General features: G+C 55.4%; 22 protein-coding genes and 1 tRNA gene. 11 read left to right on the forward strand and 12 right to left on the reverse strand.

What is annotated here, in order from left to right:
- Window positions 1-28: 28 nt before the first annotated feature.
- The 5 genes from MFP24_RS19735 to MFP24_RS19755 all read left to right on the forward strand — a co-directional run bounded on the left by MFP24_RS19735 (window position 29) and on the right by MFP24_RS19755 (window position 5651).
- A complete protein-coding gene (locus MFP24_RS19735; RefSeq protein WP_249231979.1) occupies window positions 29-1495 on the forward strand; it encodes a coniferyl aldehyde dehydrogenase in 1467 nt (488 codons plus the stop codon).
- 199 nt (window positions 1496-1694) lie between these two features.
- Window positions 1695-2213, forward strand: a complete 519-nt coding sequence (locus MFP24_RS19740; protein WP_283164123.1) for a phenolic acid decarboxylase — start codon at window positions 1695-1697, stop codon at window positions 2211-2213.
- 554 nt (window positions 2214-2767) lie between these two features.
- The gene (gene dgcN / locus MFP24_RS19745) at window positions 2768-3769 is read left to right on the forward strand and encodes an N-acetyltransferase DgcN (RefSeq protein WP_249231980.1); all 1002 of its coding nucleotides are present in this window, start codon (window positions 2768-2770) and stop codon (window positions 3767-3769) included.
- Window positions 3766-4746 carry an N-acetyl-D-Glu racemase DgcA gene (gene dgcA / locus MFP24_RS19750; protein WP_249231981.1) on the forward strand — a complete coding sequence of 327 codons (981 nt, stop codon included), beginning with the start codon at window positions 3766-3768 and terminating at the stop codon, window positions 4744-4746. Before dgcN ends, dgcA begins: the two co-directional genes overlap by 4 nt.
- A gap of 44 nt (window positions 4747-4790) precedes the next feature.
- Window positions 4791-5651 carry a D-amino-acid transaminase gene (locus tag MFP24_RS19755; protein ID WP_249231982.1) on the forward strand — a complete coding sequence of 287 codons (861 nt, stop codon included), beginning with the start codon at window positions 4791-4793 and terminating at the stop codon, window positions 5649-5651.
- Between the two features lie 55 nt (window positions 5652-5706).
- Here the strand turns inward: MFP24_RS19755 and MFP24_RS19760 are convergent, their stop codons facing one another.
- Window positions 5707-8145: a DUF3772 domain-containing protein gene (locus tag MFP24_RS19760; protein WP_249231983.1), complete on the reverse strand. Its 2439-nt coding sequence runs from the start codon at window positions 8143-8145 to the stop codon at window positions 5707-5709.
- Window positions 8146-8512: 367 nt separating this feature from the next.
- Between MFP24_RS19760 and MFP24_RS19765 the strand changes: the two genes are divergently transcribed.
- The 5 genes from MFP24_RS19765 to iraP all read left to right on the forward strand — a co-directional run bounded on the left by MFP24_RS19765 (window position 8513) and on the right by iraP (window position 11138).
- Window positions 8513-8589, forward strand: a tRNA-Arg gene (locus MFP24_RS19765).
- A 381-nt stretch (window positions 8590-8970) separates the two neighbouring features.
- Window positions 8971-9201: a type II toxin-antitoxin system VapB family antitoxin gene (gene vapB / locus MFP24_RS19770; RefSeq protein WP_249231984.1), complete on the forward strand. Its 231-nt coding sequence runs from the start codon at window positions 8971-8973 to the stop codon at window positions 9199-9201.
- Window positions 9201-9605: a type II toxin-antitoxin system tRNA(fMet)-specific endonuclease VapC gene (gene vapC / locus MFP24_RS19775; RefSeq protein ID WP_249231985.1), complete on the forward strand. Its 405-nt coding sequence runs from the start codon at window positions 9201-9203 to the stop codon at window positions 9603-9605. The genes vapB and vapC overlap by 1 nt, the downstream gene beginning before the upstream one ends.
- Before the next feature lie 238 nt (window positions 9606-9843).
- Window positions 9844-10431, forward strand: a complete 588-nt coding sequence (locus MFP24_RS19780) for a GNAT family N-acetyltransferase (RefSeq protein WP_249231986.1) — start codon at window positions 9844-9846, stop codon at window positions 10429-10431.
- A 371-nt stretch (window positions 10432-10802) separates the two neighbouring features.
- Window positions 10803-11138, forward strand: a complete 336-nt coding sequence (gene iraP, locus MFP24_RS19785) for an anti-adapter protein IraP (protein ID WP_249231987.1) — start codon at window positions 10803-10805, stop codon at window positions 11136-11138.
- A gap of 91 nt (window positions 11139-11229) precedes the next feature.
- Here the strand turns inward: iraP and umuC are convergent, their stop codons facing one another.
- Together umuC and umuD are read right to left on the reverse strand one after the other, a co-directional pair.
- Window positions 11230-12495: a translesion error-prone DNA polymerase V subunit UmuC gene (gene umuC / locus MFP24_RS19790; protein ID WP_249231988.1), complete on the reverse strand. Its 1266-nt coding sequence runs from the start codon at window positions 12493-12495 to the stop codon at window positions 11230-11232.
- Window positions 12495-12914 (reverse strand): translesion error-prone DNA polymerase V autoproteolytic subunit, encoded by a 420-nt coding sequence (umuD, locus tag MFP24_RS19795; RefSeq protein WP_249231989.1) that lies wholly within the window; start codon window positions 12912-12914, stop codon window positions 12495-12497. The genes umuC and umuD overlap by 1 nt, the downstream gene beginning before the upstream one ends.
- Window positions 12915-13084: 170 nt before the next feature.
- Here umuD and MFP24_RS19800 point away from each other — a divergent pair, with 170 nt between their 5' ends.
- Window positions 13085-13324, forward strand: coding sequence for a DinI-like family protein (locus tag MFP24_RS19800; RefSeq protein ID WP_249231990.1), 240 nt, complete (start codon window positions 13085-13087; stop codon window positions 13322-13324).
- 79 nt (window positions 13325-13403) lie between these two features.
- Here MFP24_RS19800 and MFP24_RS19805 read toward each other — a convergent pair whose 3' ends face one another.
- The 9 genes from MFP24_RS19805 to MFP24_RS19845 form a co-directional block, all read right to left on the reverse strand.
- The gene (locus MFP24_RS19805) at window positions 13404-13871 is read right to left on the reverse strand and encodes an Hsp20 family protein (protein WP_249231991.1); all 468 of its coding nucleotides are present in this window, start codon (window positions 13869-13871) and stop codon (window positions 13404-13406) included.
- Between the two features lie 368 nt (window positions 13872-14239).
- Entirely contained in the window at window positions 14240-14737 is a 498-nt protein-coding gene (locus MFP24_RS19810) for a nuclear transport factor 2 family protein (protein ID WP_249231992.1), read from the reverse strand.
- Between the two features lie 154 nt (window positions 14738-14891).
- On the reverse strand, window positions 14892-16736 hold the full coding sequence (locus MFP24_RS19815) for an ABC transporter ATP-binding protein (protein ID WP_249231993.1): 1845 nt from the start codon (window positions 16734-16736) through the stop codon (window positions 14892-14894).
- A 90-nt stretch (window positions 16737-16826) separates the two neighbouring features.
- Entirely contained in the window at window positions 16827-18611 is a 1785-nt protein-coding gene (locus MFP24_RS19820; protein WP_249231994.1) for a gamma-glutamyltransferase family protein, read from the reverse strand.
- Window positions 18612-18630: 19 nt separating this feature from the next.
- Complete coding sequence (locus tag MFP24_RS19825) at window positions 18631-19503, reverse strand: ABC transporter permease (RefSeq protein ID WP_249231995.1); 873 nt, start codon at window positions 19501-19503, stop codon at window positions 18631-18633.
- Window positions 19500-20447: an ABC transporter permease gene (locus MFP24_RS19830; RefSeq protein WP_249231996.1), complete on the reverse strand. Its 948-nt coding sequence runs from the start codon at window positions 20445-20447 to the stop codon at window positions 19500-19502. Before MFP24_RS19830 ends, MFP24_RS19825 begins: the two co-directional genes overlap by 4 nt.
- A gap of 84 nt (window positions 20448-20531) precedes the next feature.
- Window positions 20532-22043 carry an ABC transporter substrate-binding protein gene (locus MFP24_RS19835; RefSeq protein WP_249231997.1) on the reverse strand — a complete coding sequence of 504 codons (1512 nt, stop codon included), beginning with the start codon at window positions 22041-22043 and terminating at the stop codon, window positions 20532-20534.
- A gap of 55 nt (window positions 22044-22098) precedes the next feature.
- Window positions 22099-22842, reverse strand: a complete 744-nt coding sequence (locus MFP24_RS19840) for a FadR/GntR family transcriptional regulator (RefSeq protein ID WP_249231998.1) — start codon at window positions 22840-22842, stop codon at window positions 22099-22101.
- Window positions 22843-23206: 364 nt separating this feature from the next.
- On the reverse strand, window positions 23207-23518 hold the full coding sequence (locus MFP24_RS19845; RefSeq protein ID WP_249231999.1) for a PTS lactose/cellobiose transporter subunit IIA: 312 nt from the start codon (window positions 23516-23518) through the stop codon (window positions 23207-23209).
- Window positions 23519-23838: the final 320 nt, after the last annotated feature.

Consider the following 23838-nt stretch of genomic DNA (forward strand, 5'->3'; position numbering starts at 1 on the left):
CCTAACTCATTGATAAGAGACGATCATTATGGCAAATCAAACATCACCGGCGGCGCTTATCGTCAATAACCATCCGGCATCTTATGAGGATTTCACCCGGTTACTGACGTCGCTTAAAAAGCATCATCTCAGCAGTTCGCCGCCCTCCGCCGAGCAACGGCAGAACCGCCTGCTGCGCGCCATTCGCCTGCTAAAGGAGAACAAAGAAGATTTCGCGGCGGCTTACAGCAAGGACTTTGGTTTCAGAAGCCCGGTTAATACCCTGATTTCCGATATTCTGGGCTCGGTCGCCGCGCTGCAACACGCCCACGACCATTTATCCGCCTGGGTGGAGAGCGAAACCCGCAGATCGCCGTTTCCAGATACCCAGGTCTCTATCGACTATCGCCCGCTGGGCGTCATCGGCATTATCAGTCCGTGGAATTTCCCGCTGGTTCTGACCTTTGGGCCGCTGGCGGACGTTATCGCCGCGGGAAACATTGCGGTGCTCAAGCCGTCCAGCACCACGCCGAACGGCTCCGGTTTGCTGTGCCGGCTTATCGCCGAACACTTTTCCCCGGAAGAGATCTCGACGGTGCAGGGTCACAACGCCGGCACCTTTTTCTCCGCGCAGCCGTTCGATCATCTGGTATTTACCGGCAGCACCGCGACCGGCAGGCAGATTATGGCCGCCGCGGCTGAGAATCTCACGCCGGTTACGCTGGAACTGGGCGGCAAATCGCCGGTCATCATCTCTGAAAGCAGCGATCTGCGTCAGGCCGTCGAACGAATTCTGACGGCGAAAACCTTTAATGCCGGCCAGATCTGTATTTCACCGGATTACGTCCTGGCGCCGCGGCATAAACTCGGCGAATTCATCGCATACGCGCAGGCGTTTATCGCCTCATCCTATCCGACGCTCAAAGACAACCCGGATTACACCGCCATCATCAACGCGAAAGCGTTCAACCGGCTGCACGGGCTTATCGAGGAAGCGGCCGACCTGGGCGCGGAGGTTTTCGAGCTTAATCCGGCCAGTGAAAACCTGGACAGCGAGGCATTACATAAAATAGCGCCCACGCTGCTGGTCAACGTTCCCGATACGGCGCGCGCGATGCAGGAAGAGATCTTCGGCCCGGTGCTGCCGGTACAAGGCTATTCCAGCTACGACGAATGCATTGACGCCGTCAATCGCCGGCCGCGCCCGCTGGCCGCCTATTACTTCGGTCACGACCAGGCGGAAATCGACCGGCTGCGCAACCATACCCTCTCCGGCGCGCTGGTGATCAACGACGCCCTATCCCATGTTCTGGTCCATGATATTCCCTTCGGCGGCGTCGGCGCGTCGGGAACCGGCGCCTATCACGGCATAGAAGGTTTCAAACGCTTTAGCCATGCCCGCCCGATATTTATCCAGAGCGCGGCAGGCCATTCCAATCTCCCGATGCGCGCGCCCTACGGCGACGAGGTCCGGGCGTTTGTGGATGAGCAGCTCAATGCGATGGGCAACGGCTAATCCGGCAAAGCCACAGGTTCCCCTGCCATCGCGGGGGGATGCCATACCGGCCGGCGTCAATCCGCCTGCCTTCGAGCCACAGACACGGATATTAGTCTGGCTGCTATGGTTATTAACGCCTAAATACTCTGATATTCCTCTAATTAGTAGCGGAGTACGCTGTGGTTCATTCCTTAATCAACATAAGAGGACGTTTAATATGAGTGATGCTTTCGAATCCACCAAGCCTGAAACCCTGACCCGTTTTATTGGCAAACACCTTATCTACACCTACGATAACGGCTGGCAGTATGAGATGTATATCAAAAACGCCCGCACCATTGATTACCGCATTCACAGCGGCATGGTGGGCGGGCGCTGGGTACGGGATCAGGAAGTCCATCTCGTCAGGCTGGCCGACGAAGTGTGTAAAATTTCCTGGGATGAACCAACCGGCACCGCCGTCAGCGTTGCCATCAACTTTGCCGAGCGGTTGATACACGGCGTAATTTTCTTTCCGCAATGGATTGCCCAACACCCGGAAAGAACGGTTTGTTTCCAGAACGACCATCTGGATCTGATGCGTCAATACCGCGACGCCGGCCCCACCTATCCGAAACTGGTCATCGACGAATTCGCTGCCTTGACCTTTGTTGAAGATTGCGACCCTGACGATCAAACGGTGGTGGATTGCGCGCCCGATAATGTCGCGGCGGGTTATACCGCGCGGCGTAACTGATATCCCCGGACGGCCGTGTTTAACCACACGGTCGGCAACCGGGTACCAAATTACCGGCGGTGCTTGTCCTGTCGCGTCATTACACTTATATATTTAAAGACAGGATATTAATTATTTTTCTGACAAAGCGTAAAAACATCATAATTATTGATATTAGTAATTTAAAAAAAGCCCAATGCTTTATTTTGGGGCCCCATTATAAATCAACTCACCAAATTAGCGCATCAGTACGCAAATGACGAAAAACAAAAAACACAATAATATCAAACCACTAAAATATTTCTTCTCGCGAAAATGTTTTTGGTTTTTATAAAAAACCACAACATTGGGAAATAAAACCCCAAGACAAAATTTAATATCACAAAAAAAGCAAAAAACTGCATTTAATTTCATGAAAAAGGCAAAAAATCAGCCGTTATCACTTAATAATGGTTGTTATTGACAATTATCCACCCACGGTTATTATCAATCAGCAAGATCCTGTTTCCGCCCAATAAAACTTTTCCGCTAACGTTTTATAATGACTTATGTTCTGGTACTTATGAGGATGAATAATGGATATCAGAAAACCTTATTTATTATTCCTTGGTGACGCGCACGATCAGCTGGCAGCAAAGGTTGCTATCGGGATTAAGCAATGGCACCCGGAATATTGCGTCGGCCAATATCGTATGGATGGCTGTCACGCCGATTGTAATTTACCCGATATGGATATCAGCGCCGCCCGCGCGGCGGGCGCGCAAACGCTGGTCATCGGCGTCGCCAACCGCGGCGGGATTATTTCACAACAATGGATCGCCGTACTGAGCGAAGCGCTGGAAAGCGGTATGGATCTGGCCGCCGGCCTGCATAACCGCCTGGCCGACGTGGCGGAACTCCGCGAACTGGCCGCGAAACTGGGTCGTTCCCTGTTCGATGTGCGTCATCCGTCGCAAACCTTCCCGGTCGCCAACGGACGCAAACGCGCCGGTAAACGCCTGCTGCCCGTCGGCACCGACTGCTCCTGCGGAAAAATGTACACCGCGCTGGCAATCGAAAAAGAAATTTTATCGCGCGGCGGCAAAGCGACCTTCCGGGCTACCGGCCAAACCGGCATCCTGATTAGCGGCTCGGGCGTCAGTATCGATGCCGTGGTATCCGACTTTATCGCCGGCGCCGTTGAAACCATCGCTCCGGCGAATGATGAAGATCACTGGGACGTTATCGAAGGCCAGGGTTCGCTGTTTCACCCCTCCTTCGCCGGCGTAACCATCGGGATTATTCACGGCGCGCAGCCCGATGCGCTGGTGCTGTGTCACGAGCCGACCCGTAAAACCCTCCGCGGCGTCGACTACCCCATTCCCGATATCGCCGATTGTATGGCCTTGAATTTATCGGCCGCCCATCTCACGAATCCTAAAGCGCGTTTTGTCGGCATCTCCGTCAATACGGCGGCGCTCAGCGAAGCGGACGCATTACAGCTGATGGCCGACCTGGAGAAAAAATTCGGCTTGCCGGTGGTGGATCCGTTCCGCCAGGGCGTAGGACGCATCGTCGACCAATTGGCCAGTCTATGATCGAACTCGAACTTTTCCATGAAAGCTGGCCGCTACAGGGTACATTCACCATTTCGCGCGGCAGTAAAAGTCAGGCCGACGTGGTGGTGGTCGCGCTCCGTTCCGGCGATGTTGCCGGCTATGGCGAGTGCGTTCCCTACGCGCGCTACGGCGAATCCATCGAAAGCGTGATGGCGCAAATCGCCGCGCTGAATGACGATATCCGCCACGGTCTGGATCGCGAACAGCTGCAAACCCGGCTGTCGGCGGGCGCGGCGCGTAATGCGCTCGACTGCGCCTTCTGGGATCTGGAATGCAAACAGCACAATCAGCGCATCTGGCAGCGCCTGAATCTGCCGGCGCCGGGCGTACTGGAAACGGCATATACCCTGTCGCTGGATACGCCGGAGAAGATGCAACAGGCCGCGCGGCAAAACGCCAACCGCCCGCTGCTCAAGCTGAAACTGGCGGATAAAGACGATTTGGCCAGAGTGGCCGCGGTGCGCAACGGCGCGCCGTCCGCGCGCCTGATCGTCGACGCCAACGAAGGCTGGGATGCGGAGCTCTACCTGAAACTGGTGCCGGAACTGGCCGCCCTGGGCGTAGCGATGATCGAACAGCCGCTGCCCGCCGGGAAAGACGGCGTATTGGCCGAACTGCCGCACCCGATCCCGATCTGCGCCGATGAGTCCTGCCATGACAGCCACTCGCTGGCGGCGATCGCCGGATGCTATGAGATGATCAATATCAAGCTGGACAAAAGCGGCGGCCTGACCGAAGCGCTGCGCCTGCGCGCTGAAGCGCAGGAGCGAGGGTTGCAGATCATGGTCGGCTGTATGGTGAGCACCTCGCTGTCGATGGCGCCGGCCTTTATCGTGGCCCAGGGTGCGCAGGTGGTCGATCTGGACGGTCCTTTGCTATTACAGCGCGACCGGACCAACGGCCTGGGTTATGACGGCAGTAAAATACAGCCGTCAGAAGCGGCGCTGTGGGGCTAAAATACGTTAAGCTGCATTGAACGACTATTTTAAGGAGTGTTGTAATGCAACGTCTTGTTTATGTTGATGGGCAATATGTGCAGGAAAGCGAAGCCAAAGTTTCGGTATTCGACCGCGGTTTCCTTTTTGCCGATGCCGTATATGAAGTGACCGCGGTGGTAAATGGTAAACTGGCCGAGTTTGACGGTCATCTGGCTCGTCTGCAACGCTCCTGCCGCGAGCTGTCGCTTACGCTGCCCGTTGGCCCCGCCGAACTGAAAGATATTCATTACGCCCTGATCGAAAAAAACGGCATGAAAGAAGGCGCGATCTATTTACAGTTAAGCCGCGGCAACGCCGGCGATCGCGACTTCCACTTCCCGCCAGCTGACGTAAAACCGACGCTGGTGCTGTTCACTCAGGCGCGCGCCGTGCTGGAAAACCCGAAGGCGGATACCGGTCTGCATGTCGTCACCAGCCCCGACATCCGCTGGCACCGCCGCGATATTAAAACGGTCGGTCTGTTGGCCGCCTGTCTGGCGAAAGAGTACGCCCATACCCAGCACGCCGATGATGCCTTTTTGGTGGAAAACGGATTTATTACCGAAGGCAGCTCTTGCAACTGTTATATCGTCCTGCACGATAATACCGTCGTGACCCGCCCGTTAAGTAACGACATTCTGCACGGTATTACCCGCCAGTCGCTGTTGAAACTGGCTGCGGATGCTCAAATCAAACTGGAAGAGCGGCTTTTCACTCCGGAAGAAGCCTATCACGCCAGTGAAATCTTTATCAGTTCGGCCACCACCTTCGTTTTACCGGTGGTCAAGCTTGACGGCAAAACCATCGGCGACGGAAAACCCGGCCCGGTAACCCGCCGCCTGCGGGAAATCTATATTGAGATGGTGAAGCAACAGGTTAAATAACAGACCGTCCGCGGCACAAACAGGCTCCCGCCATCAACGCGGGAGCCTCTATTTTTTACGCTTTCTCTTCAATACCATCGTGCAAATCGGCGGCAGAGTTTTCCAACACCATTCTCTGCGGCACCGCCAAAGGAATACTAGACGCCCGCAGGCGGCGGATAATATCAAACAGCAGATCGCTCTTCGCACCGGCCACCAGGCGCGGGCTGTTGACATAGCCCGTCACGCTCAACACCATACCCGTCGGGGTTAACTGACTGAAGGTAACGGAAGGCTCCGGCGACTCCAGTATCGATTCATGGTCAGTGTAAGCGTCCAGCAGAATGGTTCTGACCTCCTCGGGATCGATATCCAGCGGGAACGTCAGCGCCAGCGTCGCCACCCCAAGCGCATTCCCCATGGTAATGTTGCGCACGTTCTGCGAAATAAACTGCGAATTGGGCACAATCACCGTCGAACGGTCGCCCAGCTGAATCTCCGTCGCCCTGACGTTAATGCGCCGGATATCCCCTTCCACGCCGCTGATATTCACCAGATCGCCGACCTTGACCGGCCGTTCGGTGAGCAGAATCAAACCGGAAATAAAGTTTTTTACGATCTCCTGCAGGCCGAAACCGATACCCACCGACAGCGCGCTGACGATCCATGCCAGCTTATTCCACTGAATACCCAGCGTCGCCAGCGTCAGCAGAATGATCAGGATATAACCGATATTGCTGAATAACGTCACCAGCGACGCCCGGATGCCGCGATCCATCATGGTCTTGGGAAGAAACTCATCCTCCAGCCAGCGCTTTGACGAGCGCAAGACATAGATCCCGATAACCAGGAAAAGCACCGCATTAACCAAATGGGCCGGCACAATGCTTAACGTTTCCAGCCCCTTGCCGCCCCATAGCTCGGCGGCCTTTTGCACCAGCTCCAGCGGGGTGGTGGTGCCGAAAGTCCCGTTCAGTAACGCGACAGCGGCCATCAAAATCAAAAAAACCTTTCCGCTGGCGGAAAGCAGCGCCGTTGCCTGCGCCAAATGCCGGTCGTCGAGATTGAGGGAGTTTTTAATGCGTCTCCCGCTGATATTGTTGGGAGAAAAGACGCTTTCGCAGATATCGGTAACAAATGTCGAGAACAGATAGAGGCATGAAAAAACCATGCCGATCCACACCAGTTCATAGGTCAGGAACCTGGCCAGCGAAATATAACCAATCAGCAGCGAAATCAGCACAGACAGTGAAGTCACCAGCACAGCCAGATGAATCAACCCGGCCAGCGTAGAACGCGCTTCCGGCTGTGTGCCGGAATGTACCATCTGGCGGCGAATCTGATCGCTTTTCAGCGCGATGGTGCCGGCGGTGAGGGCCAGAAATAGCGCGGATAAACCATTCACCATAATGGTGGCCGACACCGACGTTCCCACGGTGGCCGTAACCTGTTCAACAATACCAAACACCAGAATAAACACCGCCGCGATCACCGGGAAAGGCTTCATGGCCTTGGCTACCGGGTTGGAGATCGCCGGCAACCGCCAGGAAGGCCGATGATTCGAGAGAAATGCGCGCCCCAGTCCCGCAATCATCGAACAAAAGATGGATAATTGCGTCAGCGCATCCAGAAATGCCGCCACCCGTTCAGACGCCTCGCCATGACGGGTAAAGGTGAAATCGAGTAAATTTGCGGCGATGCCGATGGTCAGTACCGTGGAGATAACGCTGGCCGTCGCCAGAAAACTGCGTCTCAACCGCCCTTCCGGCAATATATTAATCCCGGCCCAGGTCAGGTATTTCTCCATATAGCGCCGCCCCGCGCTGACCAGCACCGCCGCGATCAACAGATAAAAAGCGGAACCATAACGCCAATCGGGTCCCCAGGACGCCGTAAACGCTGTGCCTAACTGCTGCTGAAACGCGCTCAGCTTACGCCAATCTTCCGCCTGCGGATTTATTAGTGGAGACCAGAAACGCGCGCCCAAAATACTGCCGGAATTCAATGCCAGCTGGGTTTTCAACGCATTACGCCGCAGCGTAACAATCTGCGCCGAAAGATTCGCGGCACTGGCGCGCAGCGCCTGAATTTGCTCAATCTGCGCATCCACCTTCGCCTTTTGGGCGTTCAGGCTGTTGCGCTTGCGGGTGACTTCATTGGTTTCGTTGATGGAAGAACCCGCCTCAGGCGCAGGCCCCAAAACATCCAGCTGCGCCTGTAACTGCGCGCGCAGCGGCGCGACCGCCGCGGACAAATCGTCGGCGCTGCCGACCAGTAGCTGCGTGGTGTCGTTCAGGGCGCCGAATTTACCGTCGCTGTTGGCGCCTGAAACCTGCTGCTTAATGCCGTCCAGCTGCTTTTGCAGCTTCACCAGTTCGGCATCGACATTTATTTTCACCGGAGTTTCATCTGATGACGACTGAGGATCCGGGTCTGCCGCCGCCACATACCCGACGGGCGATACCAACATTGCCAACAGAAAAATACGCAATAACGCAGATAACAAAGTACGCATAAATAGCAAGGTTCCCAGGTTCGACAGAAGTGGCGGACTTTAAAACAACCGCACGCGTCAGACAGGTTAAATTATCATTCATCGGTGATGCAGTGTAGCAACAGCAGGCTCCTGCCCACGTATAACCATACAAAGAATAACCGAACAGTCACAGCAGATAAGGATGAAATAGCCATACTTTTATCACGTAGCATAATAAAGCTCGCGGCGGTACAAAAACAGCGCCGGAGAAGAAGATATTCCCCGAGTTGTACAGGGATTCGCCGTATGGAGGAAATCGAACGCCGATCCGTTGACTCACCGGGGCGGGTGGGTATAATCCAGCCCACTGTTACTGCAACGCATTGTCATACCCCCCCCTCGCAATGCGCCCTTAGCTCAGTTGGATAGAGCAACGGCCTTCTAAGCCGTAGGTCACAGGTTCGAATCCTGTAGGGCGTACCATTTCGAAGTAAACAGACGTCAACCGACGTCTTTTTTTATGCCTAAAATTCAGTGAATTAACCTTAACTCGGCTATTTTCACTCAACTGGACTCTATCAACATCAATGTACATCAATGTACATCAAGTAATCTTTGTTGGTACATCTGATGGTACAAGCCCGTTCAATGAACCCCCCTGACCAAAAACCCTGCTCCACTCATGAATGACTGTCACTCATGACTTGTGTACTGGCTGCCCTGACGGTAAGTGTCCACATACTTGGCATTATCGCATTTCTTGCCTAATAACATAGAAACACCGCCACCGATGTATATCCCATTGACATATCCCAATAACATTTTATGCTAGTGATAGAACAAAATTTATCCACGGAGGTTACCATGGAGAAAACAACGGTATTCAAAAGCAATCGCAGCCAGGCGGTACGGCTCCCTAAAGCCGTTGCACTGCCTGATGATGTGAAACATGTCGACATCGTCGCTATTGGCCGCACGCGTATTATCACTCCCGCAGGCGAAAGCTGGGATAGTTGGTTTGAAGGGACTGGGGTAACGTCTGATTTCATGAGTAGCAGGGAACAGCCTGATGAACAAATCAGGGAAGATTTCTGATGCTCAAATATCTGCTTGATACCAATATCTGTATTTACACCATAAAGAACAAACCGCAGGAAGTCAGGGACGCGTTCCAACGCTATTACGGGCAATTTGCGATTAGTGCTATCACGCTGATGGAACTGATCTATGGCGCAGAGAAATCGGTTAATCCGGAAAAGAATCTGGCCGTGATTGAAGGTTTTTCTGCGCGTCTGGAAGTACAAACCTATGGCTTCGAGGCTGCCGTTCATACTGGCCAGATTCGCGCAGAACTGGCAAAAAAAGGAACGTCCATCGGTCCGTATGATGCCATGCTGGCAGGGCACGCTCGTTCGTCAGGCTTGATACTGGTTACAAATAATATTCGCGAGTTTGAACGCGTGCCAGGACTACGGGTAGAAAACTGGGTCAACCAATAAGCCATATTTTCCCCTCACTCAAAACCGGATATAATCCATGACCTTATCCGGCTAATCATCCGCAAAAAATCCAGGCGGAAAGGTTTGGGGGTATCGATTATCACGAAACGACGATCTGCGTAGTAGAAGACAGAACCTAATGAAATGCTGTATTAAATTGTGTTTTGATCAGCTATTTTGTTTGTGATATTTTCATTCGTATCAAAGTAACATACGGGGCGATAGATTGGTTATGGACATGTCGGCGTCTCTCCAGAATAAAAAAACAAACTCTTCGAATAATAAACTCCGTCTTATTTCTTTTACTGAACAACATTTCTCAATATTGGCTGATTGGTTTTTCAATGAAAAAGAAGTTGTCCAATGGGGAGGAACGACTCTGTATTATCCGCTTAATGAAGCACAATTTAACGCGATGCTTATTGAAACAAAGACTACACCACCAAACCGTTTGTGCTGGATGCTTGAAGATCATGCAGGAGACTTATGCGGCCACTGCCAGCTTGCTTTTGACTGGAGGAATGGGACGGCCATAATTGGCAGGGTTGTAATTTCGCCCCAAAGACAGGGAAGTGGTTTGGCAGCGCCAATGATTCGCAAGGTTTTAGAAAAAGCATTTTCTTATGCTGACATAGAGCGAACGGAACTTAACGTCTATACCTGGAATAAAAAAGCCATCAAAATATATACCCGCGTAGGATTTATTGCTGAAGGTATTCGACGATCCTCTGCAAGAGTCGGCAACGAAAGATGGGATACGAAAATAATGAGTATTTTACGAGATGAATGGGTAAAATATTCGGTTGAGCCTATTGACGGGTTGTAATGAAATTTAAAAGTTGGGAATATGTTGCTATGGTGCGAAATTATTTGTTGATACGATAATTCACCATCATCACAAATGGAATGACCATCAGATATAAAAGTCATATCAAATCCTAACACTACTGCCCGGCGAACTGATAGATCAGTGTTCACGTCGGGTGGTCCGTTGAGTCTTCTCAGACAGACCGGACAGTGAACTGACCTGCCGGAGAATACGGCTGGCAGTAACAGGGCAGCGCCAAGCGATATGGCCAGAACCAATGGTGGAACATGGCGGGCGCCCCAACAACCACAAGGAAATTCGTTTTTTCATCAAAGAAATCTCGCCCTTATTTTACTAACAGGTTAAGCTGGCGAAAAAAAGGGGGTATTATGAAAAACGTAATTATTAGCATGGTCACCAAGATTTCCAAGATGGATGCGGAAGCCAAGCTTCTTGCGGCCCGAGTAGAGGCGCAGTCACTACTCATTGGAGCCTTGTTACTGACCATCGGCAAAAACGGTGGCGTAAACGAAATGGTTGATAACGTTAAAAAAGCCATCAACGCCGCGCTTGATTCAGCGGATAATCCGCTTAAATCTGATGCAGAAATACTTCTGCATGAATTCGATACCCTTCTTTCACTAACTCAGTTACTTGAAGAGAATGATTCTGAAATTGATTATGAATCTTTAAACGCGCTTCCAGGACAGACTGCCTCAGATTAAACCCCCTGTAATTATCGGCTTCCGTACCTGATAACAGTGAGACGACGCTATAGCCGTCAGCTCGCCAATAGAAAATACCCCCTTTACATAATCACATTTTTACCGCAGGGATATCAGATAGCCGGGTGGTGTATGCCGGGGAGAGCATTTCTCTTTTCATGGCCCACGACTGGCAAACGCCCTGCCCGGCAAACCAGATTTTTCCGTTACCGCTGTGGTTGATTTTATCAATCGCCGACATTAATGCTTCACTGTGCGGCTGGGGTTGATGGCTATCAAACAGGTTGAGCTGGGCGATTCCACGGCTGTAGAAATCGTTGAGCATCACTCCCGCTTTTATATAGCGGCAATTCGGTTGCCATATTCGCTGCAACGATTCAACGGCCACTCGGACAATATCGCGCGTGTCGTTGGAGGGTATCGATAATACGCCCATGGACTGGTTGCTATAGAACGTCTCGTTCCCGGCATGCGGGCTGGTTCGGATAAACACGGAAACCTGTTTGCAATATTGTCGCTCCCGCCGTAGTTTCTCGGCCGCTCTCTCGGCGTATAAACAAACCGCCTGCCTCATATCGTCATAGTGAGTGACCCGCGAGCTGAATGAGCGGGAACTGACGATCTGCTGTTTTTGCGCCGCCAGCGCCTCAACGTCCAGGCAGGATTCCCCGCGCAGTTCGCGAACGGTGCGCTCCAATACCACATTGAACGATTTCCGAATATATGACGAATTACACTGGGAGAGTTGCAACGCGCTGTCTATGCCCGAGCTTCTCAGTTTGCGCGACAGCCGGCGCCCAACGCCCCAGACTTCCTCGACGGGGATCAGGCTTAAAAGTTTTCGCTGGCGATCGACGTTTGAAAGATCGACCACCCCACCCGTTTTACTCCACTGTTTGGCGGCGAAATTCGCCAGTTTTGCCAGGGTTTTCGTCGGCGCTATCCCAATCCCGACGATCAAATGAGCCTCCCGCAAAACACGCTCCCGTACGTGGTGGCCGAACTGCGTCAAATCCACACAGTTGCCGACCCCCGTTAAATCTAAAAATGCCTCATCAATACTGTACACCTCAACCGCGGGGGCCATCTCTTCCAGGATGGTCATCACGCGGCAGGACATATCCGCATAGAGCGCATAATTTGAAGAAAAAACAGCGACACCATAACGCTTGACCAGGTCGCGGATATGGAAAAAAGGCATCGCCATTTTGATGCCGAGTTTTTTGGCCTCCGCCGATCGGGCGATCACGCAGCCATCGTTGTTGCTGAGCACAACGACCGGCCGGCCGCGCAAGTCGGGGCGGAAGACCGTCTCGCAACTCGCATAAAACGCATTCACATCAACCAGCGCGTACATTAACGTGTCGCATGTATGGCGTAGGTGACCACCCCGAAGATATCCAGGCACTCCGCCGAGTGGATATAAATGGGCTGATAGGCGGGGTTCATCGGCAGCAGCGCCAGGCGCGGCGCGGTTTGTAACCGCTTCACGGTAAATTCGCCGTCAACCGCCGCAATCACGATATCCCCATGTCTGGCCTCCAGCGAGCTGTCAACGACCAGCAGGTCGCCATCGCTGATATGTCCCTCGACCATCGACTCCCCGCTCACACGCAAAAAATATGTCGCGCTGGGATGGCGCACGCATACCTTGTTTAAGTCAATACGCTGTTCGACATAATCCTGCGCCGGGCTTGGAAAGCCCGCGGGGATGAGGTCATTAAACAATGGCAGACTCAGTTCGTCAGGATTCTCAATCGCACTCATTACCAACATGGCACACCTATACTGTTTTTTTATACAGTATAAATAAGCCTGCCGGTAATGCAATCGGTACGATAAAAATGCGCCAGGAAACGGCATCGCGATTATTTTGTCTTAATCCTCTTTTCAAAACCGCCCCGCCCCATTACTGTATATCCAAACAGTTGATAATGAGGTATTTCATGTTTGTTGAACTTGTATACGATAAACGCAACGTTGCCGGGCTGAATAATGCTCACGCCCTGATTGAGAGCGAGCTGGAAAAGCGCGTGCGGCGCGTATTCCCCGACGCGGCGGTCACGGCGAAAGCCATGCAGGCGAACGGGATTAATACCGACGCCAGCAAATCGGATAAAGCCATCCTGAATCGTCTGGTTGAAGAGATGTTTAACGATGCCGACGAATGGATGATGGCGGATTAGGCGGCAAGATTTTCAGCCACTGAAAAAAACGACAGGACGCGGCAACCGCGCCCTGTCGCGATGTGACGTCAGCGGGCCATTAAGCCTGATGTTCAATGGCCTTACTGCGATTGTCGATGGCGATCTTTTGCGGTTTTTCGCTTTCCGGAATTTCCTGGTAGAGCTCAATGGTCAGCAGACCGTTTTCCAGAGCCGCCCCCTGCACTTTCACATGCTCAGGCAGGGAATAGCTGATGCTGAAATCCGTACGGCTAATCCCCCGATGCAGCCAGTTTTCCTCTTCAGCATTATTTTCCTCTTCGCGTTTACCGGAAACGATCAGCTGCCCGCCCGCCGTTTTTATATCCAGCTCGTCTTCTTTCCAGCCGGGAACGCTCAGCGTGATGCCATAGCGGCTGTCATCCAGACGGCGGATATCATATGACGGCGTTGTTGATAAAGGCGCATCCCCGGTTAGCTGACTGAATAGCCGGTCAATGCGGTTAAAGCGATCGGAAAAAAGCGTATTGGAGACGTCAGGGAATAACGACAAGGTTCTTAGCGCCATAATTAACCTCCTGAATATACGTTACCAGACATTCAAAAGTTCAACCTATAAGGCAAGCATCGCTTGTCTACCAGACAACATGGTGACGGCGGAAAAAATTTCAAGCGCCATTTTTAGTGATCTGAATCACATTTTTATCGGCAAATTCTGAGCGCAGCCGGGGCCGTTCAGATGGAAATGGCTTGGCGAAGATGTTTATGCTTTGGACGGCGCAAAAAATATAACGGTGCCAACCAAGTTTTAAGACAGGCTCAAGTAGGGATGGAGGCTTTTATCCATCCTTAGCGTCGGTATGGCTATTGGTTTCAACGGCTACGACAGCAGTGTGAAAACGCCAATATCGGGGTTACATGCGCATTGCCCGTAGCTTAAAACATACCGTTTTGGTTGGCGCTTTCTTGCGGCACCGGCTGCACGACGTCCCAGTGCTCTACAATCTTGCCGTTGTCCACGCGTAGAATATCGACCACGGCACGTCCGATATCCTGCGGATCGTTTTTAGCGAAAACGTGCAGATAAACCAGATTACCGTCGGTTGCGGTGCGAATGATATGGCTTTCGGCCTGCGGATAGCGCGCAAAATAGTCGCGGAAATAGTCCACAAACGCTTCCCGCCCCGTTGCGGCGAACGGATTATGCTGGATGTAATCTTCGCTCAGATAGCGATACGCCAGATCAACATTGCGATGACTCAAAACGGCGGTATAAAACTCAATCACCAGCGCCCGGTTTTTTTCTTCCTGCGCCAGGTTCCTCTGGCCGATTGGTTTCGACGCCGCAGAATCGGTCGATGGGGGCTGCGCCTGAGCCAATACGGTCAGCGACAACGTTAGGCAGAACGCGCCGGCAATGAATAGTGGTTTCATCTTAATCAGCTCTCCGATTCGACAAAAACGTCGATTTTTCACCCAGCATCATACCAGCATCGCGGCCCATTGCGCCGCATATATTTGGCCGGGCGCCTTCCTGCAAAATGGCAAGCCGAGCCGGATTAAACGGTTGGCGAATGGATGGGCGTTTTCATCCAGAGGCGAAATTCTCCATCACCAGGTGTCCGGGGCCGACCTCGGTATAAGTCCGCGGCGGGTGAATATAACCGAGCGGCCGGACGGGGCTGCGCAGTTCATCGATGGCGGCGTTGCGGCGAAAGCCGCGCCGCGCTGGATCCGGAACCGGTACGGCGGCAATCAGCTTTTGGGTATAGGGATGGCGCGGGTTGGCGAAAATCGCCGCGCGCGGGCCGATCTCGACGATTTCCCCCAGGCACATCACCGCCACCCGGTGGCTGACGCGCTCCACCACAGCCATATCATGGGAAATAAACAGAAACGCAATCTTGAACTGCTCTTGCAGATCGAGCAGCAGGTTGCATATCTGCGCTTTGATCGACACATCGAGCGCGGAAACGCTCTCATCGGCGATGATCACCTTCGGTTTGAGCGCCAGCGCACGGGCAATCGCCACGCGCTGGCGCTGGCCGCCGGAAAATTCGTGGGGATAACGGTCCATCATCGCCGGCGATAATCCCACCCGTTCCAGCAGGTCGGCGGCCCGTTGCCGCGCCTCGCCGTGGGTCGCCAGCCGGTGCTTGATCATCGGTTCGGCGACGGCCGCGCCTATCGTCATGCGGGGATTGAGGCTGGAGAACGGATCCTGGAAGATCATCTGCACGCTGCGGCGCATGGTGCGCAGGCCGATCATATCGAGATTCAGCACATCGAACCCGTCGAGCATCACTTCACCGCTGCGCGGTTCGATCAGCCGGCTGATGGAGCGGCCGGTAGTGGATTTCCCGCAGCCGGACTCGCCCACCAGCGACAGCGTTTCCCCCTGAAAGAGGTCGAACGAAATGTTCTCCACCGCGTGTACCGCGCCGCTGGCGCGACCCAGCAGGCCGGAGCGAATATCAAAGCGCGTCACCAGATTCTTTACCGATAGCACCGGCGTTTGGCCGCCGGCCACCGTATCCGGCACATCTTTGGCGGCGGTGATGGCTCCGCTTGCCATATCGATGTGCGGGAAACGCAGCGGCCAGGCGTGCCCCTTCATTGAGCCCAGCGTCGGCACCGCCGCCAGCAGCGCCCGGGTGTAAGGGTGTTTCCCATGATGAAAGATATCGCCGGTGGCGCCGGTCTCTACCCGATCGCCGCGAAACATCACCAGGGTGCGGTCGGCGATTTCCGCCACCACGCCCATATCATGGGTAATAAACAGCACGGCCATGCCGTCCTCTTCCTGCAACTGTTTGATAAGATCCAGTATCTGGCCCTGAATCGTCACATCCAGGGCGGTGGTCGGCTCATCGGCAATCAGCAGTTTGGGCCGCGAGGCCAGCGCCATGGCGATCATCACGCGCTGACGCATGCCGCCGGAGAACTGATGGGGGTACTCGTCGAAACGGCTCTGCGCGTTGGGGATTCGCACCTTTTCCAGCAGCCGGATGGTTTCCGCCCGCGCTTCGGTTTTACCCATGCCTTTATGGCGCCGCAGCACCTCTGAAATCTGCCTGCCGATGGTGAAAACCGGGTTTAGCGACGTCATCGGCTCCTGAAAGATCATCGACGCCTCATTGCCGCGCACCGCGCGCATCTCCTTTTCCGACAAGGCGAGGATATCTCTGCCGTTGAGGATAATCTCGCCCGCAATGCGGCTCGAGCGGGGATCGAGCAGGCGCATAATGGCAAGCGAGGTGACGCTTTTGCCGGAGCCGCTTTCGCCGACCACGGCCACCGTCTCTCCGGCCTTTACCTCGAAGGAAATATCGCGCACAACCGATTTCCACTGTCCGTCCACCCGGAAGGCGGCGGTGAGATTGCGAACCGCAAGCACGGTTTCCGGCGCAGGCTTTATCACATTGCTAGTCATCTTTTTCCTCACTATCAGGCGTCTGTCGGCGGCGCATGGAGCCTGCGGAAAACCATCGGCTTCGATAAGCGTCCGGTGTCGTCTAATTCATCAGCGGCCAATCGCGTATGCCTGCATCAGGCGCGGCGTGGCGGCCGCGTGCAGCAGGCCGTCGGCATCACGGCGCGCGGCGGTCAAACGCCCGATGGTCCAGGGGGCGGCGGTGGAGATGTCATGGCCGCGCGCCTTCAGCGCCGCCAGCGTGGCTTCGCCGATACTGCTTTCGATCATCACATTGCCCGGCTGGCGGGTACGCGGATAGAACGAACCGGGAAAATGCGCGGTATGGAACAGCGGCAGGTCGATGGCCTGTTGCAGGTTGATGCCGAAATGCGCGTAGCGCAGAAAGAAGGCCAGCTGCCACTGGTCCTGCTGATCGCCGCCGGGCGTGCCGAATGACAGCGTCGGCTTGCCCTGATACAGCGCCAGCGACGGCGTCAGCGTGGTGCGCGGACGTTTGCCGGGCGCCAGCGAGGTCGGCAGGCCGGGTTTCAGCCAGAACATCTGGGCGCGGGAGTTGAGGCAGAAGCCAAGCCCCGGAATGATCGGGGAGGATTGCAGCCAGCCGCCGGACGGCGTGACCGAAACCATATTGCCCTCGCGGTCGATAACGTCAATATGAACCGTGTCGCCGCGTTTTTCGCTGAGGTGCGACATGGTCGGTTCGTAGACCGCGCCGCTGCCGCTCATGGCGTCCAGCATCGTCATGGTGAGATCGTGCTGCGCTTCAAAACCGGGTAAGCGGCCGGGGCGCAATTCCAGCGACGCCTGCGCGCCAATCAGCCGGCGGCGTTCCCGGTTATAATCCTCCGCAAGCAGTGTTGCCAGCGGCACCGGCGAAAAGGCGGGATCGCCGTAATAGACTTCGCGATCGGCGTAGGCCAGTTTCATCGCCTCCACCACGGTGTGGACGAAATCAGCGCCGTTCGGATCCATCGCCCCGATATCGAAGCCCTTGAGCAGCGCCAGCGCTTGCAGCAGCACCGGTCCCTGCCCCCACGGCCCGGTCTTGGCGATAGTCCAGCCATGATAGTCATAGGTGACCGGCTCCTCGACGGTGGCGCGCCAGTTGGCCAGATCTTCGGCGGTCAGCACGGCCTTGTGGCGCGTGCCGCTGGCGTCCATCACCTCCGCCGTTTTCAGGTATTCGCCGATCGCCTCGGCGACGAAGCCGCGGTAAAAGGCATCCCGCGCGGCGTCAATGCCCGCCTCGCGGCCGGGTCTGGCTTCGGCTGCGCGGATAATACGTTTCCAGGTTTCGGCCAGCGCCGGGTTTTTAAAGTTTGACAGCGCCGTGGGCGCGACGCCGCCCGGCAGCCAGGTTTCATAGGAGGTCGGCCACTCCCGGCGGAAAAACTCGCCCAGATCCTTGATGGTCGCGGCGACGCGCGGCAGCAGCGGATGGCCGTTCTCCAGATAGTGGATCGCCGGTTCCAGGACTTCGCGCACGCCCAGGGTGCCGTAATCGCGCAGCATCAGCATCCAGCCGTCGAACGCGCCGGGGATCACGGTGGCGAGCAGCCCGTCGCCGGGGATCAAATCCAGCCCTTCGGCGGTATAGTGCTCAATGGTCGCGCCGGCCGGCGCGGTGCCCTGCGCGCAGATCACTTCCACCTTATCTTTCTTGCGCGAATAGATAACGGCGGGCATATCGCCGCCGGGGCCGTTCAGGTGGGGTTCGAACACCTGCAAGGCAAAACCTGTCGCCACGGCGGCGTCAAACGCGTTGCCGCCTTTTTCCAGTATGCTCATGCCGACGGCCGAGGCCATCCAGTGAGTCGAGGCGACGACGCCGAAGGTGCCGAGGATCTCGGGGCGTGTGGTGAATGCGGGCATAACGATATCCTTCTGTATGTTAATTTTCGCGCGGATCGAGCGCATCGCGCAGACCATCGCCCAGGAGATTGAAACCGATAACCACCAGGAAAATCGCCGCGCCCGGCCACCAGGCCATCCACGGCGCCTGCGTCAGGAAGTTCTTGGCGACGTTAAGCATAGAGCCCCAACTGGGCGCCGGCGCCTGTTGGCCCAGACCGAGAAAAGAGAGGCTGGCCTCCGCGATAATGGCGGTGGCCACCGTCAGCGTCGACTGGACGATAATCGGCGGCAGAATGTTCGGCAGGATATAGCGCAGCAGAATATCGCCGTGACCGAGGCCGATGGAGCGGGCGCCTTCGATATAGTCCTCGTTTTTCACCGCCAGCACCTGCGAACGCGTCAGCCGCACGAAAATCGGCATGGCGGAGAGGCCGATGGCGATCATCGCGTTGGTGAGACTCGGGCCGAGAAACGCCGCCAGCGCTATCGCCATAATCAGAAAAGGCATGGCGAGAAACGCCTCGGTAATACGCGAAATCACCTGATCGACCCAGCCGCCGAAGTAGCCGGCAATCAGGCCGAACGGCACCCCGGTCAGCACGGCGATGGCGACGGAGATAACGCCGGCCATCAGCGACGCCTGCGCGCCCCATACCATGCGGGAAAGCACGTCGCGGCCGATATCGTCGGTGCCGAGCCAGTGCGCCGCGGAGGGCGCCTGGCGAATCGCGCTCCAACTGGTGGCGAAGGGATCGGCCAGCGGCAGTACGGGAGCCAGAACGGCCAGCAGAGCGAAAAAGACGATGATGATCAGCCCGGCGATCGAACTGCGATTGCGCTTCATCTTTTTCCAGGCGCGATTGCCCGGTACGGCCTGCGGCGCGGGCAACTGTGTTTCGGAAAGACTCATAGCGCGCTCCTCATCCGCGGATTAAGCAGCACGGCGATGACATCGGCCAGCAGATTCATGAAAATAAAGCCCACGGCGGTGCAAAGCACCACGCCCTGCACCACCGCGTAGTCGCGGTTGAACACCGCATCGACAATCAGCTTGCCGAAACCGGGAATGGTGAAGATCTGTTCGGTCAGCACCGCGCCGGCCAGCAGCTCGCCAAACAGCAGCGCGGTCAGCGTGACGATCGGCGACAGCGCATTGCGCAACGAGTGGCTGAGCACCACCTCGCGGTTGGAAAGCCCTTTGGCGCGCGCCGTGCGGATATAGTCCGACTTCATCACCGAGAGCATCGCCGAGCGGGTATGGCGCATCAGCGTCGCCGCCAGCGCCGTGCCGAGCACGAAAGCGGGCATAATGGTGGTTTTCAGCGAGCGCGCCGGATCGACGAATATCGACTCATAGCCCGATGCCGGCAGCCAGCCCAGATTTACGGAAATCAGCAGGATCAGCATAATGCCGAGCCAAAAGTTGGGAATGGAGAGGCCGGAGAGCGCAACGATATTGGCGAGATAATCAATCGCCGTGTTTTGTTTTACCGCCGCCAGAATCCCGATCGGCACGCCGATAATCAGCGCGAAAAACATCGACATCAACGCAAGCTGGATGGTGACCGGCAGTTTTTCGCCAATCAGCTCCAGCACCGGCTGATTGGTGCGCAGCGATACGCCGAAATCCCCCTGAACCACGTCGCCAAGCCAGTAGAAATATTGATAAACCACGGGATCGTTCATCCGGTACTTGTCGCGCAATAGTTCAATAACGGCCGGATCGCGCTCTTCTCCCGCCATCGCCAGTATCGGATCGCCCGGCAGCAGCTTTTGCAGTGAAAAAACGAAAATAGAGATAATTAACAGCGTCGGTATCGCTACCAGTAGCCGTTTACCGATGTAGATGTGCATGCAGGCGACTCCTCATTCAGGCAAGGCTTAACCGGATACCCCGGGAGACGCGTCCGGCGCTCCCGGCGTGTGGACGAAACGGCGCTAGTCGCCTTTCTTGACCCCGGTCAGGCGGATCATGCCGTCGGCCGACGGCTCGAAGCCGGCGATTTTTTTGGCGTAGGCGTAGAGATAAGCCTGATGGCCGAGGTAGATCAGCGGCAAATCGTCATCCAGAATTTTGGTCGCGGCATCGTATTTGGCTTTGCGCACCGCGTTGTCCGTCGAGGCGCGGGCGTCGTTAAGCAGCGCGTCGACCTGCGGGTTGCAATATTTGGTGTCGTTGATGCCGCCTTTACAGGTCACAAACTGATGAATATTGCCGTCCGGATCGGGACGCCCGGACCAGTCGGAGCGCGACAGCACATAGTTGCCCGCCGTCTGCTCGGCAAGCAGGGTGGCGAATTCGGTCGCCTTCAGGCGGACGTTAAAGCCGGCTTCGGCCGCCATTGACTGAATTACCTGCATCATCTGGGTCTGCGTGGTGTTGTTGGCGTGCTGCAGCTCGATGTCGTATTTCTCAAAACCGGCCTCTTTCAGCAGCGACTTGGCTTTCGCGACGTCGCGCGCCGGAACCGGTATCGCTTTGTTGTACCACGGGCTGGTGGACGGCCACGGCTGGTTGCCGGCCAGCGCGGTGCCTTCATATACCACCTGGTTGATCGCCTCACGGTCGATGGAGAGCGAGAAAGCCTGCCGCAGGCGCTTATCCTTGCCGAACGGGTTATCGGCCTGCGCGCCATTGCCGATATTGACGTACAGCGCCATATAGCCCGGACCGACGACTTTGCCGTAGACGAGGTTCGAATCTTTTTTGACGGCATCGACATCGGACGCCGAGATGCGTTCGATCAGGTCGAGCTCGCCGGATTGCAGGTTGGCCAGGCGAACCGTGGTATCCGGGATCGGCAGGAAGGTGATCTTATCGATAAAGATATTTTGCGCATTCCAGTAGTCGGCGAATTTTTCCAGCACGATGCGATCCTGCTGAACGCGCTGAACAAATTTAAAGGCGCCGGAGCACACCGGGTTGGAGCCGAAATTGGCCCCCAGCTTCTTGCCGGCGGCGGGGGAAATCATCATGCCGGCGCGGTCGGATAGCTGGGCCAGCAGGCTGGCGTCCGGGCTTTTCAGCGTAAACTTGATCTGGTATGCGCCGCTGGCCTCTACTTTGGCGACGGAGGCCAGCTCGCTCTTGCGGCGCGATTCCGGCATCGTCATATAACGGTCGATATTATAGACGGCCGCCTCGGCGTTGAACGGCGTGCCGTCGTGGAACACCACCCCCTGACGCAGATCCATGGTCAGCGTGCCGCCGTTATCGCCCCACTCCCATTTGGTCGCCAACTGAGGAATGATCGACAGGGTATTGTCCACATCCACCAGTTTGTCGCACAGGCTGGTGTAGACGATACGCCCCACGAAAGTTCGGGACTGCGCGGGATCCAGCACGTCGGCATCATCCTGTAAACCAATACGCAATTCCGCTGCAGACGCCGTAGCGGCCATCAACGTCCCGGCCAGCAAAAGCCCGGTCTGTCTGGTAAGTCGGTTCATGTCGTCATTCCTCTGGTCGGTTGTCGCCGGCCGAATCGCCGGCCGGTCTAAAATCTCAGTCGGCTGCCTCTCCCGCCGTCTCCGGCGTGAAGTAGCCCAGCGACGTCTGACGGATCAGCCGTTCCTGCAGACTGAGCAAATGTCGGCGCATCGCCTCGCCGGCCCTTTGCGGGTCACGTGCGGCGATGGCCTCTATAATCTCGTTATGGTGGGCGCGCGATTCAGCCATCGAGGCGTTTTGCCGGCGCGCCAGATCGCGTATCGCCTGCCAGGCCGGATCTTGCCGCACGCGGTTAACCACATCGAACAGCGACAGAAAAAGCTGGTTGCCGGCGCTTTGCGCAATCAGGCGGTGCAGCGAGCCATCCCAGAGTTCGCGCCAGTCGGCGTCGGTCCGTTGGTGAATTTTTTCGCTCAGCGCCCGCATGCGTTCGATATCTTGCGGCTTGGCGCGCAACGCCGCCAGTTGCGCCAACTGCGGCTCGATGCGCAGCCTGACCTCCATGATCTCCATAAAATTGGTTCCTTCGACGAGGTTGGCGGCGTGACGGCTCCAATTGTCGGGCTTGGGGCCGAGAAAGGTTCCGGCGCCCTGTTTACGCCAGATAAGCCCCTCGGCCTCCACCACTTCCAGCGCGCGCCGGACTTCCCGCCGGCCGACGCCCCAACGCTCCGAAAGCGTCCGCTCCGTCGGTAGTTTGCCGTTTGGTTCAATGGCGCTTTCGCTTAACAGCTCCCGTAATCGTTCCAGCGCGTAATTGGCGTTCTCAGCCGTTTTCATCTCGATGGCTTTATTCATTGGTTCATCCCAATTCTTAATTGGTTCAAACAGACCATGAGAAGAATGCGCTGTCAATACGGGGGATAAGGGCGGGAAAATGCGGCAATCTCAACAAAATCACTACGGAGTTGCTGCTTTTAGCTTCAATGTTCCATCAATTTCCGCATAAATGGTTCAAAGGTTGTTCCAGCAGCGGTTTTGCAGCGATTTATATTGCGACGAGGTGACCATACTTTAAATTTATGGGTGAAAATCAGGGGGAGGGTTGCGCCGACGAGCAAAACGCATAACTGCGCTGGCGCGCCGTTTGTCGATGGCTTGCTCCGGGGGAAGGTTCTAAGTAGCAAGCGCCTGGGGATTCGCTCGCTTGCCGCAACTCGAATTATTTAGCGTATAGCTCTTTTCTAAGCGCAATAATTTCTTCAGTCAGTTCACGGCACAATATCGCATTCATCAGGTGATCCTGAGCATGGATGATGATCAGGTCGAGGTTGATTTTTTCCTTATTTCCATTGCCGCTGATAAATTCCGTCTGGATAGACTGCGCTTTACGAACGGCCGTTGCAGCCATCTTCAATAGCTGATCCACCTGCTCCCACTCCCGCTTGCGGGAAGAGCGCAAAGCCTCCATCGCGCAGGAGCGCGCTTCTCCAGACTGAACAATCAACTCAATCATCCGGGTTTCTATGTCCATTTTCTTTACCTCCGGTCAGTTATCGGCCTTCTGAAGTAAATATCGTGGTAGATCCTTCTCCTCCTTTAGCTACGTGGTTTGCGCACTATTTGTTCATAATATTACAAACATCCCATCACAATTGCTTAAAAAAACCACCACGTAAATGAGAGAGTCATCGAAGATACGATAAAAATCAGCCAAGCCAGACGCGCGGCAACCGACGGTTTGATGGCGGGGAAGCCACGCTCGTCAATATCCAGGTTTGGATTTAATAATAGATTAGTTTGTACGATACCGAATCGCGCTATGGCGTACGCCAGTCCGGCGAGGGGGGAATC

The sequence above is a fragment of the Brenneria tiliae genome (assembly GCF_023347575.1).
GTDB classification, from domain to species: domain Bacteria; phylum Pseudomonadota; class Gammaproteobacteria; order Enterobacterales; family Enterobacteriaceae; genus Brenneria; species Brenneria corticis.